At 67.7% G+C, this 19128-nt stretch carries 22 protein-coding genes and 1 tRNA gene; 6 read left to right on the top strand and 17 right to left on the bottom strand.

The features are described 5' to 3' along the window. From AL3_RS17800 to AL3_RS17745, 12 genes are all read right to left on the bottom strand, one after another. The coding region (locus AL3_RS17800; RefSeq protein ID WP_066303657.1) for a V-type ATP synthase subunit D at positions 1-520 on the bottom strand (520 nt) is incomplete at its 3' end. Between the two features lie 38 nt (positions 521-558). Further along, a complete protein-coding gene (locus AL3_RS17795) occupies positions 559-1962 on the bottom strand; it encodes a V-type ATP synthase subunit B (protein WP_066303654.1) in 1404 nt (467 codons plus the stop codon). Next, positions 1959-3713, bottom strand: coding sequence for a V-type ATP synthase subunit A (locus AL3_RS17790; protein WP_066303652.1), 1755 nt, complete (start codon positions 3711-3713; stop codon positions 1959-1961). Before AL3_RS17790 ends, AL3_RS17795 begins: the two co-directional genes overlap by 4 nt. Further along, a complete protein-coding gene (locus AL3_RS17785) occupies positions 3701-4225 on the bottom strand; it encodes an SPFH domain-containing protein (RefSeq protein WP_066303651.1) in 525 nt (174 codons plus the stop codon). Before AL3_RS17785 ends, AL3_RS17790 begins: the two co-directional genes overlap by 13 nt. Continuing rightward, positions 4222-4467, bottom strand: coding sequence for a V-type ATP synthase subunit F (locus tag AL3_RS17780; protein WP_066303644.1), 246 nt, complete (start codon positions 4465-4467; stop codon positions 4222-4224). Before AL3_RS17780 ends, AL3_RS17785 begins: the two co-directional genes overlap by 4 nt. Further along, positions 4464-4916, bottom strand: a complete 453-nt coding sequence (locus tag AL3_RS17775) for an ATP synthase subunit C (RefSeq protein ID WP_066303643.1) — start codon at positions 4914-4916, stop codon at positions 4464-4466. Before AL3_RS17775 ends, AL3_RS17780 begins: the two co-directional genes overlap by 4 nt. Continuing rightward, positions 4913-6229, bottom strand: a complete 1317-nt coding sequence (locus tag AL3_RS17770; protein ID WP_066303642.1) for a V-type ATPase 116kDa subunit family protein — start codon at positions 6227-6229, stop codon at positions 4913-4915. Before AL3_RS17770 ends, AL3_RS17775 begins: the two co-directional genes overlap by 4 nt. Beyond that, on the bottom strand, positions 6216-7202 hold the full coding sequence (locus AL3_RS17765; RefSeq protein WP_066303638.1) for a hypothetical protein: 987 nt from the start codon (positions 7200-7202) through the stop codon (positions 6216-6218). The genes AL3_RS17770 and AL3_RS17765 overlap by 14 nt, the downstream gene beginning before the upstream one ends. Beyond that, positions 7199-7639, bottom strand: coding sequence for a hypothetical protein (locus tag AL3_RS17760; protein ID WP_066303635.1), 441 nt, complete (start codon positions 7637-7639; stop codon positions 7199-7201). Before AL3_RS17760 ends, AL3_RS17765 begins: the two co-directional genes overlap by 4 nt. A 65-nt stretch (positions 7640-7704) precedes the next feature. Continuing rightward, entirely contained in the window at positions 7705-8028 is a 324-nt protein-coding gene (locus AL3_RS17755) for a ferritin family protein (protein WP_066303628.1), read from the bottom strand. Between the two features lie 160 nt (positions 8029-8188). Beyond that, positions 8189-8686, bottom strand: coding sequence for a peptide-methionine (R)-S-oxide reductase MsrB (gene msrB / locus AL3_RS17750; RefSeq protein WP_066303662.1), 498 nt, complete (start codon positions 8684-8686; stop codon positions 8189-8191). A 78-nt stretch (positions 8687-8764) separates the two neighbouring features. Next, positions 8765-9256 (bottom strand): hypothetical protein, encoded by a 492-nt coding sequence (locus AL3_RS17745; RefSeq protein WP_066303624.1) that lies wholly within the window; start codon positions 9254-9256, stop codon positions 8765-8767. A 95-nt stretch (positions 9257-9351) separates the two neighbouring features. Here AL3_RS17745 and AL3_RS17740 point away from each other — a divergent pair, with 95 nt between their 5' ends. The 5 genes from AL3_RS17740 to AL3_RS17720 all read left to right on the top strand — a co-directional run bounded on the left by AL3_RS17740 (position 9352) and on the right by AL3_RS17720 (position 15391). Beyond that, positions 9352-10605 (top strand): alpha/beta hydrolase family protein, encoded by a 1254-nt coding sequence (locus tag AL3_RS17740; RefSeq protein ID WP_066303660.1) that lies wholly within the window; start codon positions 9352-9354, stop codon positions 10603-10605. Positions 10606-10727: 122 nt separating this feature from the next. Continuing rightward, positions 10728-11111 (top strand): DUF1304 domain-containing protein, encoded by a 384-nt coding sequence (locus AL3_RS17735; protein WP_066303623.1) that lies wholly within the window; start codon positions 10728-10730, stop codon positions 11109-11111. Positions 11112-11305: 194 nt separating this feature from the next. Beyond that, on the top strand, positions 11306-11983 hold the full coding sequence (locus tag AL3_RS17730) for a hypothetical protein (protein ID WP_066303621.1): 678 nt from the start codon (positions 11306-11308) through the stop codon (positions 11981-11983). 766 nt (positions 11984-12749) lie between these two features. Next, the gene (locus AL3_RS19025) at positions 12750-14552 is read left to right on the top strand and encodes an HNH endonuclease (protein ID WP_246168534.1); all 1803 of its coding nucleotides are present in this window, start codon (positions 12750-12752) and stop codon (positions 14550-14552) included. 350 nt (positions 14553-14902) lie between these two features. Beyond that, positions 14903-15391 carry an FBP domain-containing protein gene (locus AL3_RS17720; RefSeq protein WP_066303617.1) on the top strand — a complete coding sequence of 163 codons (489 nt, stop codon included), beginning with the start codon at positions 14903-14905 and terminating at the stop codon, positions 15389-15391. A gap of 20 nt (positions 15392-15411) precedes the next feature. On the opposite strand, the gene ybaK is transcribed toward AL3_RS17720, so the two are convergent. Genes ybaK through AL3_RS17705 form a run of 3 tightly spaced genes read right to left on the bottom strand, consistent with a single transcriptional unit; the run spans position 15412 to position 17328 of the window. Then, positions 15412-15915: a Cys-tRNA(Pro) deacylase gene (ybaK, locus tag AL3_RS17715; protein WP_066303614.1), complete on the bottom strand. Its 504-nt coding sequence runs from the start codon at positions 15913-15915 to the stop codon at positions 15412-15414. Positions 15916-15917: 2 nt separating this feature from the next. Beyond that, positions 15918-16391, bottom strand: a complete 474-nt coding sequence (locus AL3_RS17710; RefSeq protein WP_066303612.1) for a SufE family protein — start codon at positions 16389-16391, stop codon at positions 15918-15920. A 37-nt stretch (positions 16392-16428) separates the two neighbouring features. Further along, positions 16429-17328: a sulfurtransferase gene (locus AL3_RS17705; RefSeq protein WP_066303610.1), complete on the bottom strand. Its 900-nt coding sequence runs from the start codon at positions 17326-17328 to the stop codon at positions 16429-16431. Positions 17329-17470: 142 nt separating this feature from the next. Between AL3_RS17705 and zapE the strand changes: the two genes are divergently transcribed. Further along, positions 17471-18526 (top strand): cell division protein ZapE, encoded by a 1056-nt coding sequence (gene zapE / locus AL3_RS17700; RefSeq protein WP_066303606.1) that lies wholly within the window; start codon positions 17471-17473, stop codon positions 18524-18526. 84 nt (positions 18527-18610) lie between these two features. On the opposite strand, the gene AL3_RS17695 is transcribed toward zapE, so the two are convergent. Both AL3_RS17695 and AL3_RS17690 read right to left on the bottom strand, forming a co-directional pair. Further along, positions 18611-18868, bottom strand: coding sequence for an antitoxin (locus tag AL3_RS17695; protein WP_066303604.1), 258 nt, complete (start codon positions 18866-18868; stop codon positions 18611-18613). A 185-nt stretch (positions 18869-19053) separates the two neighbouring features. Next, a tRNA-Gly gene (locus AL3_RS17690) sits at positions 19054-19127 on the bottom strand. Position 19128: the final 1 nt, after the last annotated feature.

Here is a 19128-nt window from a genome sequence, read left to right as displayed (position 1 = left end):
GGATCCGCGCGAGGTCATCTTCCAGCCGGGGGATCCAGCGGTTTTCCACGGCACGCTGCCGGGTCCGGGTATCAGCGAGTTCCCGGGTGACCAGCAGCAGTGCGCGGGCGTCCGCTGCATGGACGACGGCGGCAGCGAGCGCTTCCCGGTGGGTTGCGGCGGCGTAGGCCAGAGCGGAGGAGCCCGCGGTTGGAGCCTGCGGCGGCAGGGCAACGGAGGCGTCCTCGGGATAGCTGATTCCCATGGCACCGCCCCAGGTCACCGAAGCTTCGGCAAAGAACTCCGGAACCGCTTCCCGGACGCGGCCGAGCCCGTCAAGCGCCAGGGCGCGGCCCAGCCATGGCCCGGCCGCGCTGGCCGCCTCTTCCCAGCGGCGCCGGCTGGCCTCCGCCCGGTCCGCACGGTTCTGGATGGCGATCCGCAGGATCCGCTGCTTCCGGTCCAGCAGTTCGGCCCCGCGCCGGGCCGTTTCCAGCCGCCGTTCGACTTCCGCCCGGGCTGCCCGTCCGGTGCCGCTCACGGTCCCGGCCTCACGGTCCAGCCCTCACAGTGCCGCCCTCACAGTCCGGTCCCGTCCTCGGGCGCAGCGAGATACCGGTCCAAGAACTCGGGAGAGAGCATGCTCAGCTCGCGGCGCGGAAGGACACCGAGTGCCTCCCATGCCAGGTCCAGGGTTTCTTCCAGGGACCGGTACTCTTCCCGGCCCTGGTTGAGGAGTTTGCCCTCCACCACGGACCGGAACTCGATGTAGGCCCGGTCCGCCTCGCCCAGGGCGGCCTGTCCCACCAGCTCCGCGAGCTCAGCGGCCTGCCGTGCCCGGGCCATGGCTGCCAGGACCTGGGCGGCAACATCCAGGTGGTCCTCCCGGGTGCGGCCCTTCCCGGCTCCGGAACGCATCAGCCGGGACAGGGAGGAAAGCACATCCACGGGAGGATAGATACCCCGGGCATCAACGTCCGGGGAGAGCACTACCTGACCCTCGGTGATGTAGCCGGTCAGGTCCGGCACGGGATGCGTCATGTCCCCGGAGGGCATCGTCAGCACCGGCACCACCGTGACCGAACCGTCCCGGCCCTGGACCCGGCCACAGCGTTCATAGAGGGTGGCCAGGTCGCTGTAGAGATAGCCGGGATAGCCCCGCCGGGCCGGGATCTCCTTGCGGGCGGCGGAGACTTCGCGCACCGCCTCCGCGTAGCTGGTCATGTCGCTCATCACCACCAGGACGTCGCTGCCTCCCTCATAGGCCAGGTTCTCTGCGATGCTCAGGGCGATCCGGGGCGTGAGGATGCGTTCGATCACCGGATCATCGGCGGCGTTGAGCAGCAGCACCAGCTCACCCGCAGCGGAACGTTCCTCCAGCCGGTCCCGGACGTAAGCGATGTCCGCGTGCGTCATACCCATGGCGGCGAAAACCACGCGGAAGTTCCGCCCCTTGGTCGTGGCCTGGGCGGCGATCTGGGTGGCCAGGGTCAGGTGCGGCAGCCCGGCGACGGAGAAGATCGGTAGTTTCTGCCCGCGGACCAGCGTGGTCAGTGCGTCGATGGCTGAGATCCCGGTGATCACGGCCTCCTGCGGGGGAATCCGGTACACGGGGTTCAGCGGCCACCCGCTGACCGGCTCCACCGTGTCCGCAGTAACCGGCGGACCGCCGTCGAGCGGTTCCCCGCGTCCGTTGCAGACCCGGCCCAGCCATTCCGGCCCCACCGGCAGGTGCAGCGGACGGCCCTGGAAACGCACGGAGATTCCGCCGAGCCGCATCCCCTCGGTCCCTTCCAGGACCTGCAGCACGGATTCCCCGCCGTCGACCTCCAGGACCAGGCCGTGCCGGTCGGGGCCGCCGCTGACCTCCACGGTGGCGAATTCATCCCAGCCCACGCCCGCAGTGTCACCCACCACCATCAGCGGGCCGCGGAGTTCGCGGATATCGCTGTGGGAAACCAGGTGCCTCGGGTCCAGGGTCATTGCAGCTCCTTCAGTCCGGCGAGGAAACGTACGGCGAGTTCGGTGACGCCGCCGGCGTCGTTGGGCCCCGCTGACTCGCGCAGCCGGAGCAGGGGAGAGAAGTCATAGTTCTCCAGCGTTGCGGCCGGCACCCCGGCCGCAACCAGATCCTGGCAGGTACTGATGGTGTCCAGCACCGCCTGGAGCAGCGCAGAGCCCTTGGCGGCGGAGCAGTAGCCGTCGTTCGGGCTGAGCGCGTTCTGGACCAGCACGCCGTCGCGCAGCAGCCGCCCGCCAAGCAGGACCACCTGTTCATGGGCCGGCAGCGAACCCGCGCCAATGATTTCTGCGAGCGCAGACAGCCGGTCCGCTTCAGCGAGCACCAGCGACGCCTCGGCCCGCCGCCCGGCCCACTCCGGGTCACCGCTGGCGGCGTGCCAGCGGCCCAGTGCCTCGGCATCGCGGGAAAAGGAACCCCGCCAGCTGACGGCCGGATAGTGCCGGGAGTAGGCCAGGTCCCGGTCCAGCTGCCAGAGCGACCGGACAAACCGCTGGGTCCCGGTGGTGACCGGCTCGCTCATGTCTCCGCCCGGCGGGGACACGGCACCGATCACGGTGACCGACGCCGTCGCCCCTCCCAGCGTGGTGGCCAGAGACGCGCGCTCGTAGAACGCAGCCAGTTCCGACGCCAGCGACGCCGGGTAGCCTTCCTCCGCCGGGAGATCGCCGTTGCGGTTGGCGAACTCACGCAGCGCCTCCGCCCAGCGGGAGGTGGAATCGGCGATCACCACGGCGTGATACCCCATATCGCGGAAGAATTCGGCCACGGTGACCCCGGTGTTGATGCTCGCCTCCCGGGCCATCATCGGCATGTTGGAGGTGTTGGCGATGATCACCGTCCGCTCCAGCAGCGCGCCGCCGGTCCGGGGGTCCTCCAGATGGCTCAGACCGTCCAGCACGTCGGCCATCTCGTTGCCGCGCTCGCCGCAGCCCACGTAGACGATCACATCGGCGTCGGACCATTTGGCGATCTGCTGCAGCAGCAGGGTTTTGCCGGTGCCGAACCCGCCCGGAACGGCAGCCGCGGCGCCGCGCGGCAGCGGGTACATCAGGTCCAGGACCCGCTGCCCGGTGTGCATTGGCACGGCATCGGAGAGCCGCGCGGCGACCGGGCGCGGCCGGTGAACAGGCCAGCGCTGGGCCAGGGTAACGCCGGTCCCGCCGATTTCCGCGGCTGTCTCCAGCGCCCGGAGCGGCCCCTCAGCCAGCCAGCTGACCGTTCCGGAGACCCCCGGGGGCACCAGGACCCGGTACTGGACGCTGCCGGCCCCCGGAACCGTCCCGAGCACGTCTCCGGGGGAGAGGGCATCCCCGAGTGCCGCCTGCGGAACAAACTGCCACTGCCGGTCCAGGACCTGGCGGTCCTCTGCGGCGTCCTCCCGGTCAGCGGTCAGCCACATCGGGGCCGAGGAGAGGGGACGGAGCAGCCCGTCGAACACCTGGCCGAGCAGGCCGGGCCCCAGCAGGGCGGAGAGCTGGTGCCCGGTGCCCTCCGCGGCGTCGCCGGCTTTCAGCCCGCCGGTGTACTCGTAGGCCTGCAGGGTGGCATCGGTGCCGTTGACCGCGATGGTCTCCGCAGCAATGCGGTCCGGACCCAGCGCCACCAGCTCGAGCATCGACACATCGGCCAGGCCGCTGACCTCCACCAGCGGTCCGCTGACGCGCCGGATTTTGGCGCCGTCCGGATTCCCGGCGCTGTTCACTGCTGCCATAGCTCCCGCACCTCCTTGGCGTGGCGTTCCAATGCGGCGCCGGCGAGCGCCGGAAGGGAGAGGTCCACGCTGCGGGAGCCCAGCACACCGGTGATCCCGCCCGCCGGGGCCTCCTCGAGGTGCGCGCCGGGGTCCAGGAGCGCCCGGGCCTGTTCGCGCAGCGCCTCCAGGAGCAGGGGATACCGCGGATCGGACCTGAGTGCCTCCGCCTCGGCGAGGACCCGGGCACGCAGCTCTTCGCGGAGTGCTTCCTCGCGGGCGAGCACAATGCGCCCGGCACGGCGGCGGGCCCGGGCGGAACGCAGGGCAGCCTCGGTGTGGGCGGAGGCCCGGCCCTCCGCGTCTGCCCGGGCACGGATCCGGTCCGCTTCCGTCCGCCCCCGGACACGGATCTCCTCAGCCTGCCGGAGGGCCTCCGCCAGGATTTCCTGCGCCTCGTCCCCGGAGCCGCGGCGCAGTTCCGCACGGACCGGGAGCAGGGCAGCGGCTGCGCTGCGGGGCAGGCTGCTCATGCGGGCAGCGTGACGGTCAGCGGAACCGCCGGATCGTCCAGCCTGTCGGCCAGGACGGCGGCGGCCTCCGGTGTCAGGATGACGACGGCGGTGTCCGCGGGGAGCTGGTCCCAGGCCTGCCGGATTTCCTCCGGGCTCCGTGCGGGAACCAGCCGCGCCCCGGCGAGTTCGTAGCCGGCCAGCGCATCCGGTGCCCCGAGAGCAGCCACGGCGGTGGGGCGGACCGTGCCGGGGCTGGTCATGCCTGACCAATGAGGATGATGGAAATGATCAGACCGTAGATGGCGATGCCTTCCGCGAGCCCCACCACCACCATGGCCCGGCCGAAGATCTCCGGCCGCTCGCTCATGGCGGCCAGCGCCGCCGAGCCGGTGTAGGCCACCGCGATCGCGGCTCCGATGGAGGAACCGGCGACGGCGATGGCCGCGCCGATCAGCGCCGCGCTGCTGCTGTCGCTGCCTTCGGTGGCCATGGCGACGGCGGCTTCCGCGGAGCCGCCCGAGGCCGTGGCCGGCCCCGCGTTGAACGCTGCCGCGAGCAGCGCGAGAGCGCCGGCCATGATCAGTCCGTTCACGCCGAGCATCACTTTGATGCCGGCGCGCCGGCGGCGGCGGAGCAGGAACACCGCCCCGGCCGCCAGCACAACGGTGAGGATCAGGGCCAGGGGAATGCCGGCAAACCAGGGATTCATGGCGTTTGCCTTTCGGAGTCAGTGGATCCGGGAGGGACGGAGTCCGGCAGACGCGGGCTCCAGGGCTTGAACGGACGGCCTTCATCCGTGAAGACGCGGGAGAAAAGCTCGTAATACTCCAGCCGCAGGGCCTGGATCGCGGCGACCAGCCCTTCGAGCGCGAACGTGATGGCATTGCCCACGAGGAAGACCAGGACGGCCAGGACCGCCCGCCAGTCCGGGTGCCACAGCGCCGTCGTGGCCTGCCAGACGATCATCATCAGGGCTGCGTGGGTGAGCCCGAAGGCCGCGAGGCGGGTGAAGGAAACGATGTTCGAAGCGAGCTGGACGACGGTATCGACCAGTTCCACGGAGGCCTGCATCGTCCCCGTTGCGCCGCCCCCGGCCTCCACGAACAGACCGGTGAAAATCAGGACCAGTGCCACCGCCGCGATGATCCCGGCAGCGGCAACCAAACCGGATATCCCCGCAGCCAGCCCGCCGGCCAGCAGCCCGACGGCGAGGAACAGCAGCGCCCCTGCGAGTCCGGTCCGGGCGTAGAGGGCGTAGGCCCAGCCGCCCTCCCGGACCCGGTTGATGGTGCCGATGGTGTAGGCCCCGGCCAGCAGCACGGCGCCGAAGACCAGGGCGGCGATCATCAGGGGAATGGGGTTCTCCACCGGTTCCAGCCAGATCACCGGGATCACGTGAGTGGGACCGAAGAACTCCCCGTAAAGGATCCCGAAGAAGACTGCCGCAAGCCCGGCACCGAAGATGAACAGCCAGGTCTTCTGGAAGCGGCGCAGCGCCTTGATCCAGCCCCACCGGATGATCAGACCAAACAGGACCAGCAGCAGGCCCTGCCCGGCGTCGCCGAACATCATTCCGAACATCACCACGTAGGCCAGTCCGGCGAGCCGGGCCGGGTCCAGGTCCGAGTAGGGGACGGTGGTGTAGGTATCCACCAGCAGCCGGGAGAGCCGGGGAGCTTTCCTGGCCCGGCGTTCGATTCCGGTGAGCAGGGTGGGCGGCTGGACCCCGCGGGGCGTTTTCAGCGGAACGACGCCGGCGCCCAGCGGTTTTAGGGCGTCCTGGAGCGCTGGTACCCGCCGGGCGGGAGCCCAGCCGACCAGCCCGGACACCGGACCGTTTTCCACGGCAGCCTCAGCTGCCCGGTCGAGTTCCTCCGGGCCGTCTCCGGGCGGATACGGCAGATCCAGTTCCACGGCTGCGCTGCGGGCGACTTCAGCGAGGGCAGCACGCGTTCGGTCCGTCGGGGCGATGACCGCCACGCGTTCCATCCGGATGGGGGTGAGCGTCTCACGCCACGGCATCAAGGACCTCGCTTCCTCCGCCGGACGCGGCGGCTGCCAGCGCCGCCCTCACCCGCCAGCCGTCGACGGCCAGGACGGCCATGGCTCCGACACTTATGTCCGGGCCGGGCAGGCCGGAGCGCAGCAGCACGAACGCATCGTCTTCCACCGTGGTCCGGAGCGCGGCCTCGGCCCGCCACAGGTCTGCGGGCTGTTCTACCCCGGCCAAAGCGGGTGCGGCGGAGCGGGGAAGCGTGGCGCGGAAGGAGTCCGCATCCTCAGCTGAGGACCAATCGCTGCCCAGTACCGGACGGAGCAGGATGGCCAGCCGGTCCGTGTTTCCCGGCGGGGTGCCGGGCGGACCGGACAACGTCCGGTCAACGAGGATCCTGCGGGCGGCAATCAAGGCTGCGGCGGACGTCGTCCAGCTGCGGGTCTGCGGAGCGGCGGCGGCCAGCCGGCGAAGCCAGACAACGGACAGGGTGTCGGCCATGCTGCCGGCATCTCCGGGATCGCCCCAGGGACTTGTGCGGAGCCGGGCGGCAAGATCCGCCGTCGAGCCGGCTCCGGCCAGCCGCGGCCAGGCCGTGGCGAGCCCGCCGAGTTCGAAGTACTCCGGGAGCTGGACCGTCCTGGCCGGGGCGTGCTCCGGGCCGGAGCCGGCAGCTTCGGTTTCCTGCAGCCGGCGGGCGAGGACAAGGATGTTCGCCAGCTCGTAGGCAGCACCGGCCGCCCGGACCATGCGCGCGCCGGAAACCGGCAGCCAGCCGGCCAGCACCCGCAGCTGCCACAGCGCGCTCCGGCGCGTCGCCTGCTGTGCGCCGGCGAGGTCGCCGGCGCCGGCAAGTTCGGAAGCGTAGGCAGTAGCGGCGAAGAGCTCAAGGGCCTGCTCCAGGGAGGTCAGGGCCGCGGCTTCGCGGCAGGTGCCGGCACCGGCCCGCCGTCGTGCCATGGCCCTGGCCCGGACCGTGGCCGCGACCCAGTCCGACCTCATGGCCCGCCTCCGGAACCAAGGTAATCCTCGAGCACGGAGGCGGCAATCCTGCGGGCCAGCGGCTGGAGCTTTGCCTCGGCTGCTGCACTGATCCTCCCGGCGCGCTGCTGCGCCTGTTCCAGCAGCTCCGTGTCCCGGGCTGCCGCCTCGCGGGACACCTGCTCGGCGGCGTGCGCGCGGACGGCACCGGAATCCAGCCGTGCCTGCGCAATATCCGCGTCCGCCTGGCGCCGTGCCTCGGCCAGCAGCGTCCGCGCCTGCCCGGCAGCGTCCTCGAGGCGCCGGCGGGCCGCTTCGGAATCGGGCAAGAGTGCCTCGAATACGGGCAGCAGTTCGGCTTCGGGCCCCTCGCTGTCCGTGGAGGGAACACCCGCAGGACCGGAGGGCCCCGGTGCGCCGACCGGCCGGAACCGGTCCAGAATGGATGGGCGGGCCACAGGCCAAGCACCTCCCGGTTGCTAAGGGGTCTCCCAGGGGAGAAGGGGTCAGGCAGCGGCGGCCGTCATTCGTCCTTGGTCGCTGCCGCTTCGGATGCTTCTCCGTGCTGGACGATGTCCCCCTCGGTGAACAGGATGCCCCGGGCGATCGCCCGCCACTCCGGGGTTCTCCGGAGCAGGAACTCCAGTTCCATGGAGAAGTGCTTAAACTCCTCGCCCAGGGAGTCCTTCATGATGTTCCGGGACTCCTCCTCAGGTTCCACCGAAATCCGCTGGACATACCAGCCGATCGCTTCGGCTTCTTCGCTGAGGCTGGCGCACATTCTGGCGAACGTCCGCGTCTCGGCTGAGAGTTCGGCAGGGGGCTCGTGGTACTGGTCTGTTCCCATTGGGTCTCCCATGGTGGGACCGGGACCGCGCGGGCACGGCAAAGCCCGCCGCACGCTGAACCGGCAAACTTAAAGGACCGGATATTCGAGCGTACGGCGGGCTTCCCGGGGCACACAATGGCCGGTGCCGAACTACCCGGCCCGGAGGGGGAGTCGCCGCCTACTGCGGGGCGCCGCCGTCGTCAGCTGAGCCGCCGTTCCGGCCACCATCCTGTGCGTCATCCTTCGGCTTCAGCCGGATGGACACCGAGTTGATGCAGAAGCGCTGGTCCGTGGGGGTGTTGAAGCCTTCCCCCTCGAACAGGTGTCCCATATGCGAGTCGCAGTTTGCACAGCGCACCTCGATGCGGTCCATTCCCATGCTGCGGTCGTGCAGGTAGCGGACCGTTCCCTCGGCCAGGGGCGCGAAGAAGGACGGCCAGCCGCAGTGTGAATCGAACTTTTCATTGCTGGTGAACAGTTCCGCTCCGCAGGCCCGGCATTCGTAGACGCCTTCGGTCTTGGTGTCCCAGTACTCGCCGGTGTAGGGCCGTTCGGTTCCGGCCTGCCGCAGCACCTGGTATTCCATCGGCGTCAGTTCACTGCGCCACTCCTCATCAGATTTCTGGACCGGGAGCTGCGCGCCGGTACTGCTGTTGATGTTCCCGCCAGTGGTCATGCCGTCCATGGTGATCCTCTATCGACTTTCAGTGCTTATATTCGCCCCAACGCTCACAGGCCGGGAATAATGCCCGGCCTACGAGTCCCCGATAAACCCGGACCCGGAGTACAGATGCAGCACCGGCACGCCGAGCCTGTCCTGTGCTTCGTTCGCCCAGTCCGTGCGGAACGTGTCCTCGATGGCGTGCGGAGTGGTGATGACAACAACCTGCTGGGCATCCGAGCCCTTGGCCTCCTCGACCACCGCCTCCACCGGGTTCTCCCCGGTCACCCGGCCATCGGCGTCGAACCCCAGTCCGCGCAGCAGGTCCAGGGACTCGGCGAGTTCCTGCTCGGCGGCCTTCACCTCCTGTTTGGCAGAAAGGTGCGGGCCGGCGATGTTCCGGTAGGCAGCGGCGAAGTCCAGGAGACTCAGGTTGTCCAGGACGTCCACCAGCATGTTCCGGCCCGGGTCAGCGGGCACCAGCACCTCGAAACGCACCGGATTGTTCTCCGCCAGGTAGCCGAGGTTCCGCGCGTCGGCTTCGTTCAGGACTTCTTCGGTCAGCACCACGATCGTCGCGTTCATGCGGCAAGCCTAGCGCCAGCTCATGGACGGGTAAAAGAACCGCCGGTGACATGGGATTTTCCATGCTTGGCGCGAACGTCAGTCACAATGAAGGCATGCTTCTCTCTGCTTCCGAGGTGCCCCAGGAAACCGCCGCAGCCCTGACCGCTCCGTGGGTCAAATGGACGGCCTTCGGTGCCGGCGTGGGGGCAGCTGCCTCCACGGCCGTACTGGCAGCGACGTCCGGTCTGGCGGTGTATTTTGCCCGGCAGATTGTGACTCCGCGGCAGGTGCGGGACGCCAACCTGGAAATCCTCGCTGTGATCGATTCCCCGGACGGGCTGCAGATCATCCTGCCCGCCAACGAGGACACCACTGTCGAGGGCACCTACGGCCTGTACTTCGACGGCGGCACCGGGTACGCGCGGATCGGCGCAATCCGCTCCTACGTGCCCCGCGAGGGGACCGTGCAGCGCGACGTCGAACACGTCTACTCCGGGGATCTGGCCAAGGCCGTGCGCGGCTGGTGGTCCGGCACGATCCATCCGACGCCGTCGGCCGCCGGCTTCCCGCAGGAAGACGTGGAAATCGACGTCGAAAACGGCAAGGCGCCGGCCTGGCTGGTGCGCTCACTTGACGGTTCGGACACCTGGGCGATCATGGTGCACGGCAGGGGAGCCCAGCGCACCGAAACGATCCGCGGTCTCGGGGCCGCCCGCCGCGCCGGGATGACCAGCCTGCTCATCTCCTACCGCAACGACGGTGAAGCTCCGTATGCGGCAGACGGCCGGTACGGCCTGGGCCTCACGGAATGGCACGACGTCGAAGCCGCCATCCGCTATGCGCTCGCCAACGGAGCACGCGACGTAGTGCTTTTTGGCTGGTCCATGGGTGGGGCCATTGCCCTGCAGACCGCTGACAAGTCCGAACTGAGCCGGTACATCCGTGCCCTGGTCCTGGATGGTCCGGTGGTGAACTGGGTGGAGGTGCTGGCCCACCATGCCCGGCTGAACCGGATTCCGGCGCAGGTTGGCAGGCTCGGACAGTGGCTGATTTCCAATGCGGCCGGCCGGACCCTGACCGGTCTTGCGGCACCCCTGGACCTCAAGAGCATGGACTGGGTGTCCCGGGCCGAGGAAATCCGGACTCCGGTGCTGATTGTGCACAGCGAACGGGACGAATTCGTGCCCGTTGGGCCGTCTGCGGACCTGGCGGAGAAGAATCCCGAGCTCGTGACTTTTGTTCGGTTCCCGCACGGCGGGCACACCCGCGAATACAACGTGGACCCCGAGCACTGGGAGGACACCGTAGCCGGCTGGCTGGACACCGCCCTGGGACGGACGCGACGGCCCGCTGAGCGCAGGGGGTAGCTGTCTGCTGGTGCAAGTGGGAGCATCGGTGGAGGGACCTTAGGGAGTTACGGGAACACACGGTACGGGACGCACGGCGCCCGGGGGAATCCCGCAGCATCCACGGCCCGCAGGGAGGATCCATGCTCGTTGCAGCTTCGGTTTTTGCGCTTATCGCAGCCGCCATCCACGTGTATATTTTCGTGCTGGAATCGATTCGGTGGATGGCGCCGGCGACGAGGACGCTGTTCGGGATCTCCTCCGACGAGCAGGCGGACCATACCCGTCCGCTCGCCTACAACCAGGGCTTCTATAACCTGTTTCTTGCTACCGGTACGGTCATTGGGGTCATCCTCCTGGGGCTGGGGAACGTTGTGGTCGGCGCGACCATGATTGTGTTTGCTGCGTCCTCCATGGCGCTCGCGGGGCTGGTGCTGCTTCTCAGCGACCCCCGGATGCTCCGGCCGGCCCTGATCCAGGCGGTGCCGGCTGTGCTCGCCCTGGTGTTCGTTATTGCCGGGCTCTGATAGGTGCTGCCTCTGGTTGGTGCGGCCGGGGAACAGCGGGCGGGGCCTGCCCGGTAACGGCGCGCGGGGCCTGCCGGTAACGGCGTGCGGAGGGATGCGCCGCCGTCGTCGTTATCCCACTGTGCTAGGTTGCCCTGACTGGGGCGGGGTGCCCCTGACGCGGTATTAGCCGGGGGGAGCCGAGAGATCAGGTCATGGGGGACACAGGAGCAGCGGAACACGCTCAGAGCCAGGAAATTGCGAAGGCCGTGTTCGCGGACAAGTCCGCAGGTATGTGGCTGATGCGCGCGGCTGGAGCGGGCGCGGTTTACTCCCTGTTTCTCGAACTAAGCGGCAATGCCGGATTCCGTCCGCCCTGGGAAACCCTCGACCTGACGTGGTTTCCGTTGTGGCCGTACCACCAGATGATCGTGCCGGCAGGACTGATTTTTGCCGCCTACCTTATGACCGCCAGGGGTGAGAAGAAGCTCGGTATCCGCCAGCAGCGGGGTGCGCTCGCGGTATTGGTATTCGCTGCGCTTTTTCTGCCGCTGGGCGGTGTCTTCGCTGCCACCTACGGGGTGTCCCTTCTGGCTCTGTCAGTGCGTACCCGGGAGACACTGACCGTGGTGACCGGAATGATGGCCGTGGTTGCGTGGGCAGCCGTGTCCTTCCTGTCGTCTCCGGTTCCGGGAAACCACGAGCCGGACCTGCTCACCGGCCTTGCCGGCCCCGGGGTGCTGGGGCTGCTGGCTGCCGCCCTGTTCATCGCGGCCTCCAAGGTCAGCCCCGGGCGGTGGCAGGACGCTGCAGCGCGGGAGCCGGGGTTGAACGGGACGGGGTCGGGGATGAACGGGACGGGGCCGGGGATGAACGGGACGGGGCGGGGTTGAACGGGGCGGGGCCGGGGTTGAACGGGACGGGGCCGGGATTGGTGACTGAGCGCCAGGCTGGGGAGGAACAGTAGCGGGGTGTGGCTCGGGGCTCGGGGCTCGGGGCCCGGGGCCCGGGGCCCGTGGCTCGTGGCCCGTTGGCTCGATGGCCCGTCGGAGGTAGGGCGGTAGGGCGGCAGGGAGGCAGAGGGGTATCTGGTCCGGACACCTGCCAGGAAACCGGTCCTGGCGCTGGGGGGCGGGTCTGCTTTGGAGGAGAACACTCGATCCGGGGTGGACCGTAAGAGTTCGGTGCTGGAAGCTGGACCGGAGACCCACCGATCCGGGGTGAATCGTATGAGTTCGGTGCTGGAAGCTGGATCGGAGACCCACCGATCCGGGGTGCGAGGCAGTTCGGGAGAACGCTTCGGGTCCAGGGCTGGAAGCAGAGCGGTACCTGGTCCGGACTGTATGAAACGGGTCTGGCGGAAGGAAAAAACGAGTAGGTGAGCCAGTAGGTTCGCCCTGTTGTGGCTCTGGCGAGACTAATAGACTCGAACACATGTTCGAATCATTCTGGCGGAATCCAATTGAGGGGGGCCTAATTGAGCGGGGCCCAGTTGAGCGGGGCCCAGTTGAGCGGGAGCCCACTGAGCGGGAGCCCACGCTCGTGCCCGTACGGGGTTCTCGTAGGCTCGCGGCATCGACGACCCGCATGAGCGGACCTATAACGGCCCCAACTTGGTCCCCTGGTAAGCACTCGCTGACAGCAACTGTGCGTAATCCAATGCGTACTCCAATGTGGACCGCATCGGCGAACGGTCCGTCCGGCAAGTACAACCCACCGGAAGATTCTTCAGCCGCTGACGCAGAGGACGCCGTCGAACCTGCAGGCACCGCCAGGCTGTACGAATGGCTCGCCGCGCTCGCAGATGCCGGGCTCCCGCAATCTGACACCGCGCTGATCGATCAGATCCGTGCTTTGGAAGAACTCAAATCTGCCTGCGCAGCGGTACAGGCACGGGCGGCTGCTGCGTTTGATGCCTCTCAGCGGCTGGCCCAGGCCAGGGCCGGGATCCCGCCGGCCCAGCTCGGGCGCGGTGTTGGAGGGCAGATCGCCTTGGCCCGAAGGGACTCACCCCACCGCGGGGGCCGGCACCTCGGCCTTGGCAAGGCCCTGGTCCACGAAATGCCCCACACTCTCCGTGCCTTATCCACCGGGGTCCTCAGTGAATGGCGTGCCACCCTGCTGGTCCGGGAAACCGCCTGCCTCGAGGTGGAAGACCGCCGCCGAATCGATGCCCTGATCTGCGGGAACCCGGCCGCATTGGAGGGGGTCGGAGACCGCAAACTCATAGCCAGGATCCGGTCCCTCACCCAGGTCATCGATCCCGCCTCGCAGGTGCGCCGGCACGCCAAAGCCGTCGCAGACAGATACGTGTCCTGCCGCCCGGCACCGGACACCATGTCCTATCTGACCGGGCTGCTTCCCGTCGCCCAGGGCGTAGCCGTGTTCACCGCCCTGTCCCGGACCGCTGATAGCTTGCGCTCCTCCGGGGACGAACGAGGCCGGCGCCAGATCATGGCCGACACCCTCGTCGAACGAATCACCGGCCAGGCCACCGCATCCCAGGTTCCGGTCGAGGTCCAGCTCGTCATGACCGACCGGACCCTCTTCGGCAGGGTCCTCGAGCCTGAACCGCCAGGTCCTGGCGCAAGAGAGGACATGATCCCCGGGTATCAAGCTTTCCGGGACCCAATACCGGGCCAGGTTTCAGCAGGCGCTCCGGACACTGCCGTTGCTTCTGCCTCGGCCCCGGCCCCGGCCTCTGCCTCGGCCCCGGCCCCGGCCCCGGCCTCTGCCTCGGCCTCGGCCCCTGCCCCGAACGATGCGGCAGAGAACGTTCGATTCCAAGAAGCCGCGGGCCTACGAACTGGTCACGGTCCATCTGCCGGCAGGATGAACGGCGCGACGTGCACTGCACCGCCAAAACCTCCGTGGGACGAGCCTGCGTACTTCCCCGGCTACGGCGTTGTTCCCGGGCAATGGGCCAGGGATCTCATCGCCGGCACGCTTCACGGGCGGGACCCGGAACTGGACCTAGAACCACGCCAGATTCCGCCACCGGAACACGGCCGCGGTCAGACTCGTGTGGACGCCGATGGTCCTGATTCCGGAGGTCGTGATGCCCCGGATCACGTCAGCGTGCAAGCCCGCGTGACCCTGCGCCGGCTCTATCTGGATCCCGCCACCGGTGAACTGATCGCCATGGACTCCAAAGCCCGGTACTTCCCGCCCGGACTGGCCAGATTGATCCGTACCCGCGACCAGACCTGTCGGACACCGTGGTGCGATGCGCCGATCCGGCACATCGACCACGTCCAGCCCCACACTGCCGGGGGACACACCAGTTACGCCAACGCACAAGGACTCTGTGAAGCCTGCAACCACGCCAAGGAAGCACCCGGCTGGACCGCGGACACCACTTGCGCTCCGGGCCAACGTCACACCGTCCGGACCGAAACGCCCACCGGCCACACGTACCTCTCCACCTCACCGCCCCTGCCCGGGGCGCCGCCCACCCACTAACGGCAGATCCGGCCTGCCCGTCTCGCGAAAGACTGGCCGGAGCTTCTGCCTGCGGCCGAACCATAGTACTTCCGGGGCCTGATACCATGGCCGGCGTGATTGATTCGATTTCCGCACCCAGCTGCCCCGATGCAGCGGAAAGGCTGGTGGGCTCCACGCCCTGCAGTGCGCCCCTGTCCTAGCGACGCACACCAGCTGTCCGTTTCCACTGTCCATGGGCACCTCCAGCCTGCCCCGAGGACGCATCACCCTGCCCGCGGCCCGGCCCGGCACGCTCTGCCCCGGAACCCACCGGCCCAGCACGCTCTGCCCCGGCCTCGGGCGCCGAAATCGAACGAAAGCCCATCATCATGCAACCCGTAACTGAAGCTGTCATCCGCAAGTCCTTCATCAACGCCAGCCGCTCCCAGGTCGCTGCGCTCAACTTCCCGCCGGACTTCGCCGAAACCGACTGGGAGAACCTGGATCAGATCGGCTGGCAGGATCACAAAATGCCGCAGCGCTCCTACCTCGTGCTTCCGGTGGACAACAAGCCCGTGGCGATCCTGCTCCGCGCGCCTGAGCTGGTGTCGGCGAGCAAACGGGCGCTCTGTGCCCTCTGCGAGGATCTGATCAGCGAGGACGACGTTTATCTCTTCGTCGCGCCGAAGGCTGGAGCCTCCGGGAAAAACGGCAACTCGGTCGGCACTCTGATCCACAGCACGTTTTCCTGCTCCCGCAACGTCCGCGCCGAGGTGAAACCGACCGTGATCCATCCGGATCCGGAACTGGTGAAAGCCGAGCGTATCCGTGGCCTGCAGGAGCGTACGCTGCAGTTCGTGCAGAAGGTGCGCAGCTAGGGTTTTGAGCGGGCTCCGGGCTACTTGTAGACGGCTATCGGCCCTGCCACGGCATCCGTCAGCCGGATCAGGTCGGCAGGGGAGAGCACAAGCTCAAACCCGCGTCTCCCGCCGGAAACGTAGATCGACTCCAGTGTCTCGGCACTGGAGTCGATCACGGCCGGAGACGGAAGCCGCTGACCGAGCGGTGAGATCCCACCCACCACGTAGCCGGTCCGCTTCTCGGCTTCGGCCCGGTCGGCGATAGCTGCCTTCCGGGAACCGAGCAGGGAGGCAACCTTCTTCAGGTCCAGGGTGCCTGCCACCGGAATCATGGCGACCGCCAGCCGGCCTTCCACAGACACCATCAGGGTCTTGAACACGGCCTCCGCCGGAACACCAAGCTTCTCCGCGGCTTCCAAGCCGTAGGACGCCACCGAAGCATCATGCTCGTAGCTCATCGTCCGGTAAGCGACGCCGGCGGCGTCGAGGACACGTGTGGCGGGCGTAGCGCTGCGCCCGCCCTTCTTCCCGCCGCCGGCCATGACTACGCCTGAGCTTCCGCTGCCGAAGCCTCGGCAATCTTCCGTTTGATCCGGCCGAGCATGGCCGACATCCCGCGCATCCGCAGCGGCGTGATGGCCCGGGTCAGGCCCAGCCGGTCGGGAACATCGGCCGGCACAGCCAGGATTTCCGCGGCCGGCAGGCCGTTCAGCCCTTCATGCAGCACACCGGCGAATCCCCGGGTGGTGGGAGCCTCAGGCGGCGCAGAGAAGAACAGCTCCACCGGATTCCCGGGGCCGCCGCCAACCTCCACGGTCAGGAACAGCGGTGACTGGCACTCGACAACCTGCTCCAGCATTTCCGGATGGTCGGCAAGACGCGCCGGAAGAGCAGGCAGGCTACGGGAGAACTCGAGCAGCAGTTCCAGCCGTTCGGGTTCGGTGAGTTCCTGGAAGTCTTCGACGATTTCCTGCAGCTGGGCAGGAACAGTGGACGGGGTGGACGAAGTGGTGCTCATGAAAAACGCGCTTTCAGTTGTAGCTGGCGGACGATGATCAGCGCGGTGCCGGGCCGGGCTCGGTGCCGCGGACGATGGGCACGCGCACGGCGTTGCCCCATTCGGTCCAGGATCCGTCGTAGTTCCGCACCGTCTCGAAGCCGAGCAGGTGCCTGAGTACAAACCAAGTATGGCTGGAACGCTCACCAATCCGACAGTAGGCAACGACGTCGTCGCCCGGCTTCAGCCCAGCCTCCCCACCGTAGAGCGCCTCGAGTTCGGTCCGGGTGCGGAAGGTGCCGTCCTCCGCTGCGGCCTTGGCCCACGGAACGGACACGGCCGTGGGGATGTGACCGCCCTTCATGGCACCTTCGTCCATGTAGTCGGGCATGTGCGTCCGTTCGCCGGTGTATTCGGCGGGGGAGCGGACGTCGATGAGTGGTCCCGTGCCCAGGTGCGCCAGGACGTCCGGCAGGTACGCGCGGATGGGGGCGTCATTGCGTTCGACGACGGGGTAGTCCACTGCCTCTACCTCCGGTTTGTCAGTGGTCACCTCGCGGCCTTCGGCAATCCACTTATCCCGGCCGCCGTCGAGCAGGCGGACATCTTCGTGGCCGAAGAGAGTGAACACCCAGAGGGCGTAGGCGGCCCACCAGTTGCTCTTGTCTCCGTAGAGCACCACCGTCGTGCCGCGGCTGATGCCTTTGTCCCCCATGAGTTTCGCGAAAGCTGCACCGTCAACGAAATCCCGGGTGTCGGCGTCGTTCAAATCGGTGTGCCAGTCGATCTTCCGGGCGCCGGGAATATGCCCCGTGTCGTAGAGCAGGATGTCCTCGTTGGATTCCAGGACCACCAGGTCCGGAGAACCGAGGTGCGCTGCGAGCCAGTCGGTGGACACCAGACGGTCCGGATTGGCGTAGTCGGCGAACTTGGGATTCGGATCTGCGGGTAACGGCATGATGGGTCCTTACGTTTATGCGGCCGGTTTACTAACTACCCTAACGACGGCGGCGTCCCAAAGCTTCCTGCGGAGTCGGGACACCGGCCACGGTGGCGTATCGTTGCTACGGCAGCAAATGCCGTACCCCTAGCAGAATCGGATGGATGGATTGGGCGCAGCAGGACAAGTGGAGCAGCTTTCGAAGCGGACTCCCCAGGTTTCCACGGACGAACTCCTGCAGGGCTTCTTCCCCTCACCGCGCTTTGGCAGTGTCTCCTTCGACACCTACATTCCAGACCCGTCCCAGCCCTCCCAGGCACAGGCAGTTACCGCAATGCGGGCTTTCGCCGAAAGCGTTGACGCCCCGGCTCCCAGCGGCTTCCGCAAGCTGTTCGGCGCCAAGAAAGCTGTAACCAAGGCAGGCTTCTACCTCGACGGCGGCTTCGGCGTCGGCAAAACGCACCTCCTCGCGTCCCTCTGGCATGCGGTGGAAGGCCCCAAGGCCTTCGGCACGTTCGTGGAATACACCAACCTGGTGGGGGCTCTCTCCTTCCGCAAAACCGTGGAGGCCCTCTCCGCGTACAAGCTGGTCTGCATCGACGAATTTGAACTGGATGATCCCGGAGACACGGTCCTGATGTCCCGCCTGATGCGGGAATTGTCCGACGCCGGCGTGAAACTGGCTGCCACGTCCAACACCCTGCCGGGTTCACTGGGGGAGGGCCGGTTCGCTGCAGTCGATTTCCAGCGGGAGATCCAGGTGCTGGCCGACCAGTTCGACGTCGTGCGGATCGACGGCGAGGATTACCGCCACCGCGGCCTGCCCGAGTCACCGCCGCCGCTGGACGACGCCGGTATGGCTGCGCGGATTGCCTCGGAATACGACGGCAGGACTGTCGCCGAAGATGAGTTCGCCGACTTGGTGAACCACCTCGCGGATGTACACCCCAGCCGCTACCGCCAGCTCATCGACGGTATTGACGCTGTTGCCTGGCACAACGTGCACACGATTTCGGAGCAGTCCGTTGCCCTGCGCTTTGTGGTCCTGGCCGACCGGCTCTATGACAAGGATGTTCCGATCCTTGCCAGCGGGGTGCCGTTCGACCAGCTGTTCACCAAGGAAATGATGGCCGGCGGCTACATGAAAAAGTACTACCGCGCCGTCTCCCGGCTCACAGCACTGGCCCGTGAAGGCCAGACAGGCGAAGCTTCCTAGGATCCACGCAGGAGACCTTCCACGCAGGAAAAGCCCCGGCACCGCTGATTTTGCGGTACCGGGGCTTTCTGCCGTGCTCTTGGTTTAGCTGGCCGGAGGTGTAGGGCCGGCTGCGGGCGGTTCGCCCGGTCCCCGTTCGCGGTCTGCCTTGTCAACCGCTTCGGAGGCCTTGCGCTGGAATCCATCAACCTTGTCGGCGTACTTTCCGCCGGTCTTCTGGTCGACGAAGTTGCCGGCCTGGTCGATGCCGCCCTTGATCTTGTCGGCGTTCTGGCCCACAAGCTCGGTCGCCTTGTCCTTCAGCTCTCCGGCCTTGCCCTTGAGCCCGTCAAATACAGACACGGACCACCTCCTTTCGCTGGGGAAGCCATCCGCTTCCCGTTCAGGTCAATGGTAAGCCCCCTGAGTATGAGCGCCAAGGCGCACTTTCTCCGGGCTTGGCGGGAAAGTGGGCCGCATGGCTGCCCACCTGCGGTTAAAACAAAAATGGAGCAGACCGTGAGGCCTGCTCCATTTACGCTGTTCCGAGCGGACGACGGGATTCGAACCCGCGACATCCACCTTGGCAAGGTGGTGCTCTAGCCAGCTGAGCTACGTCCGCA

Source organism: Arthrobacter luteolus NBRC 107841 (assembly GCF_001552075.1).
Classification (GTDB): domain Bacteria; phylum Actinomycetota; class Actinomycetes; order Actinomycetales; family Micrococcaceae; genus Arthrobacter_B; species Arthrobacter_B luteolus.
The sequence above is the reverse complement of the archived record's forward strand: the minus strand, read 5'-3'. Positions and strand labels throughout refer to the sequence as shown.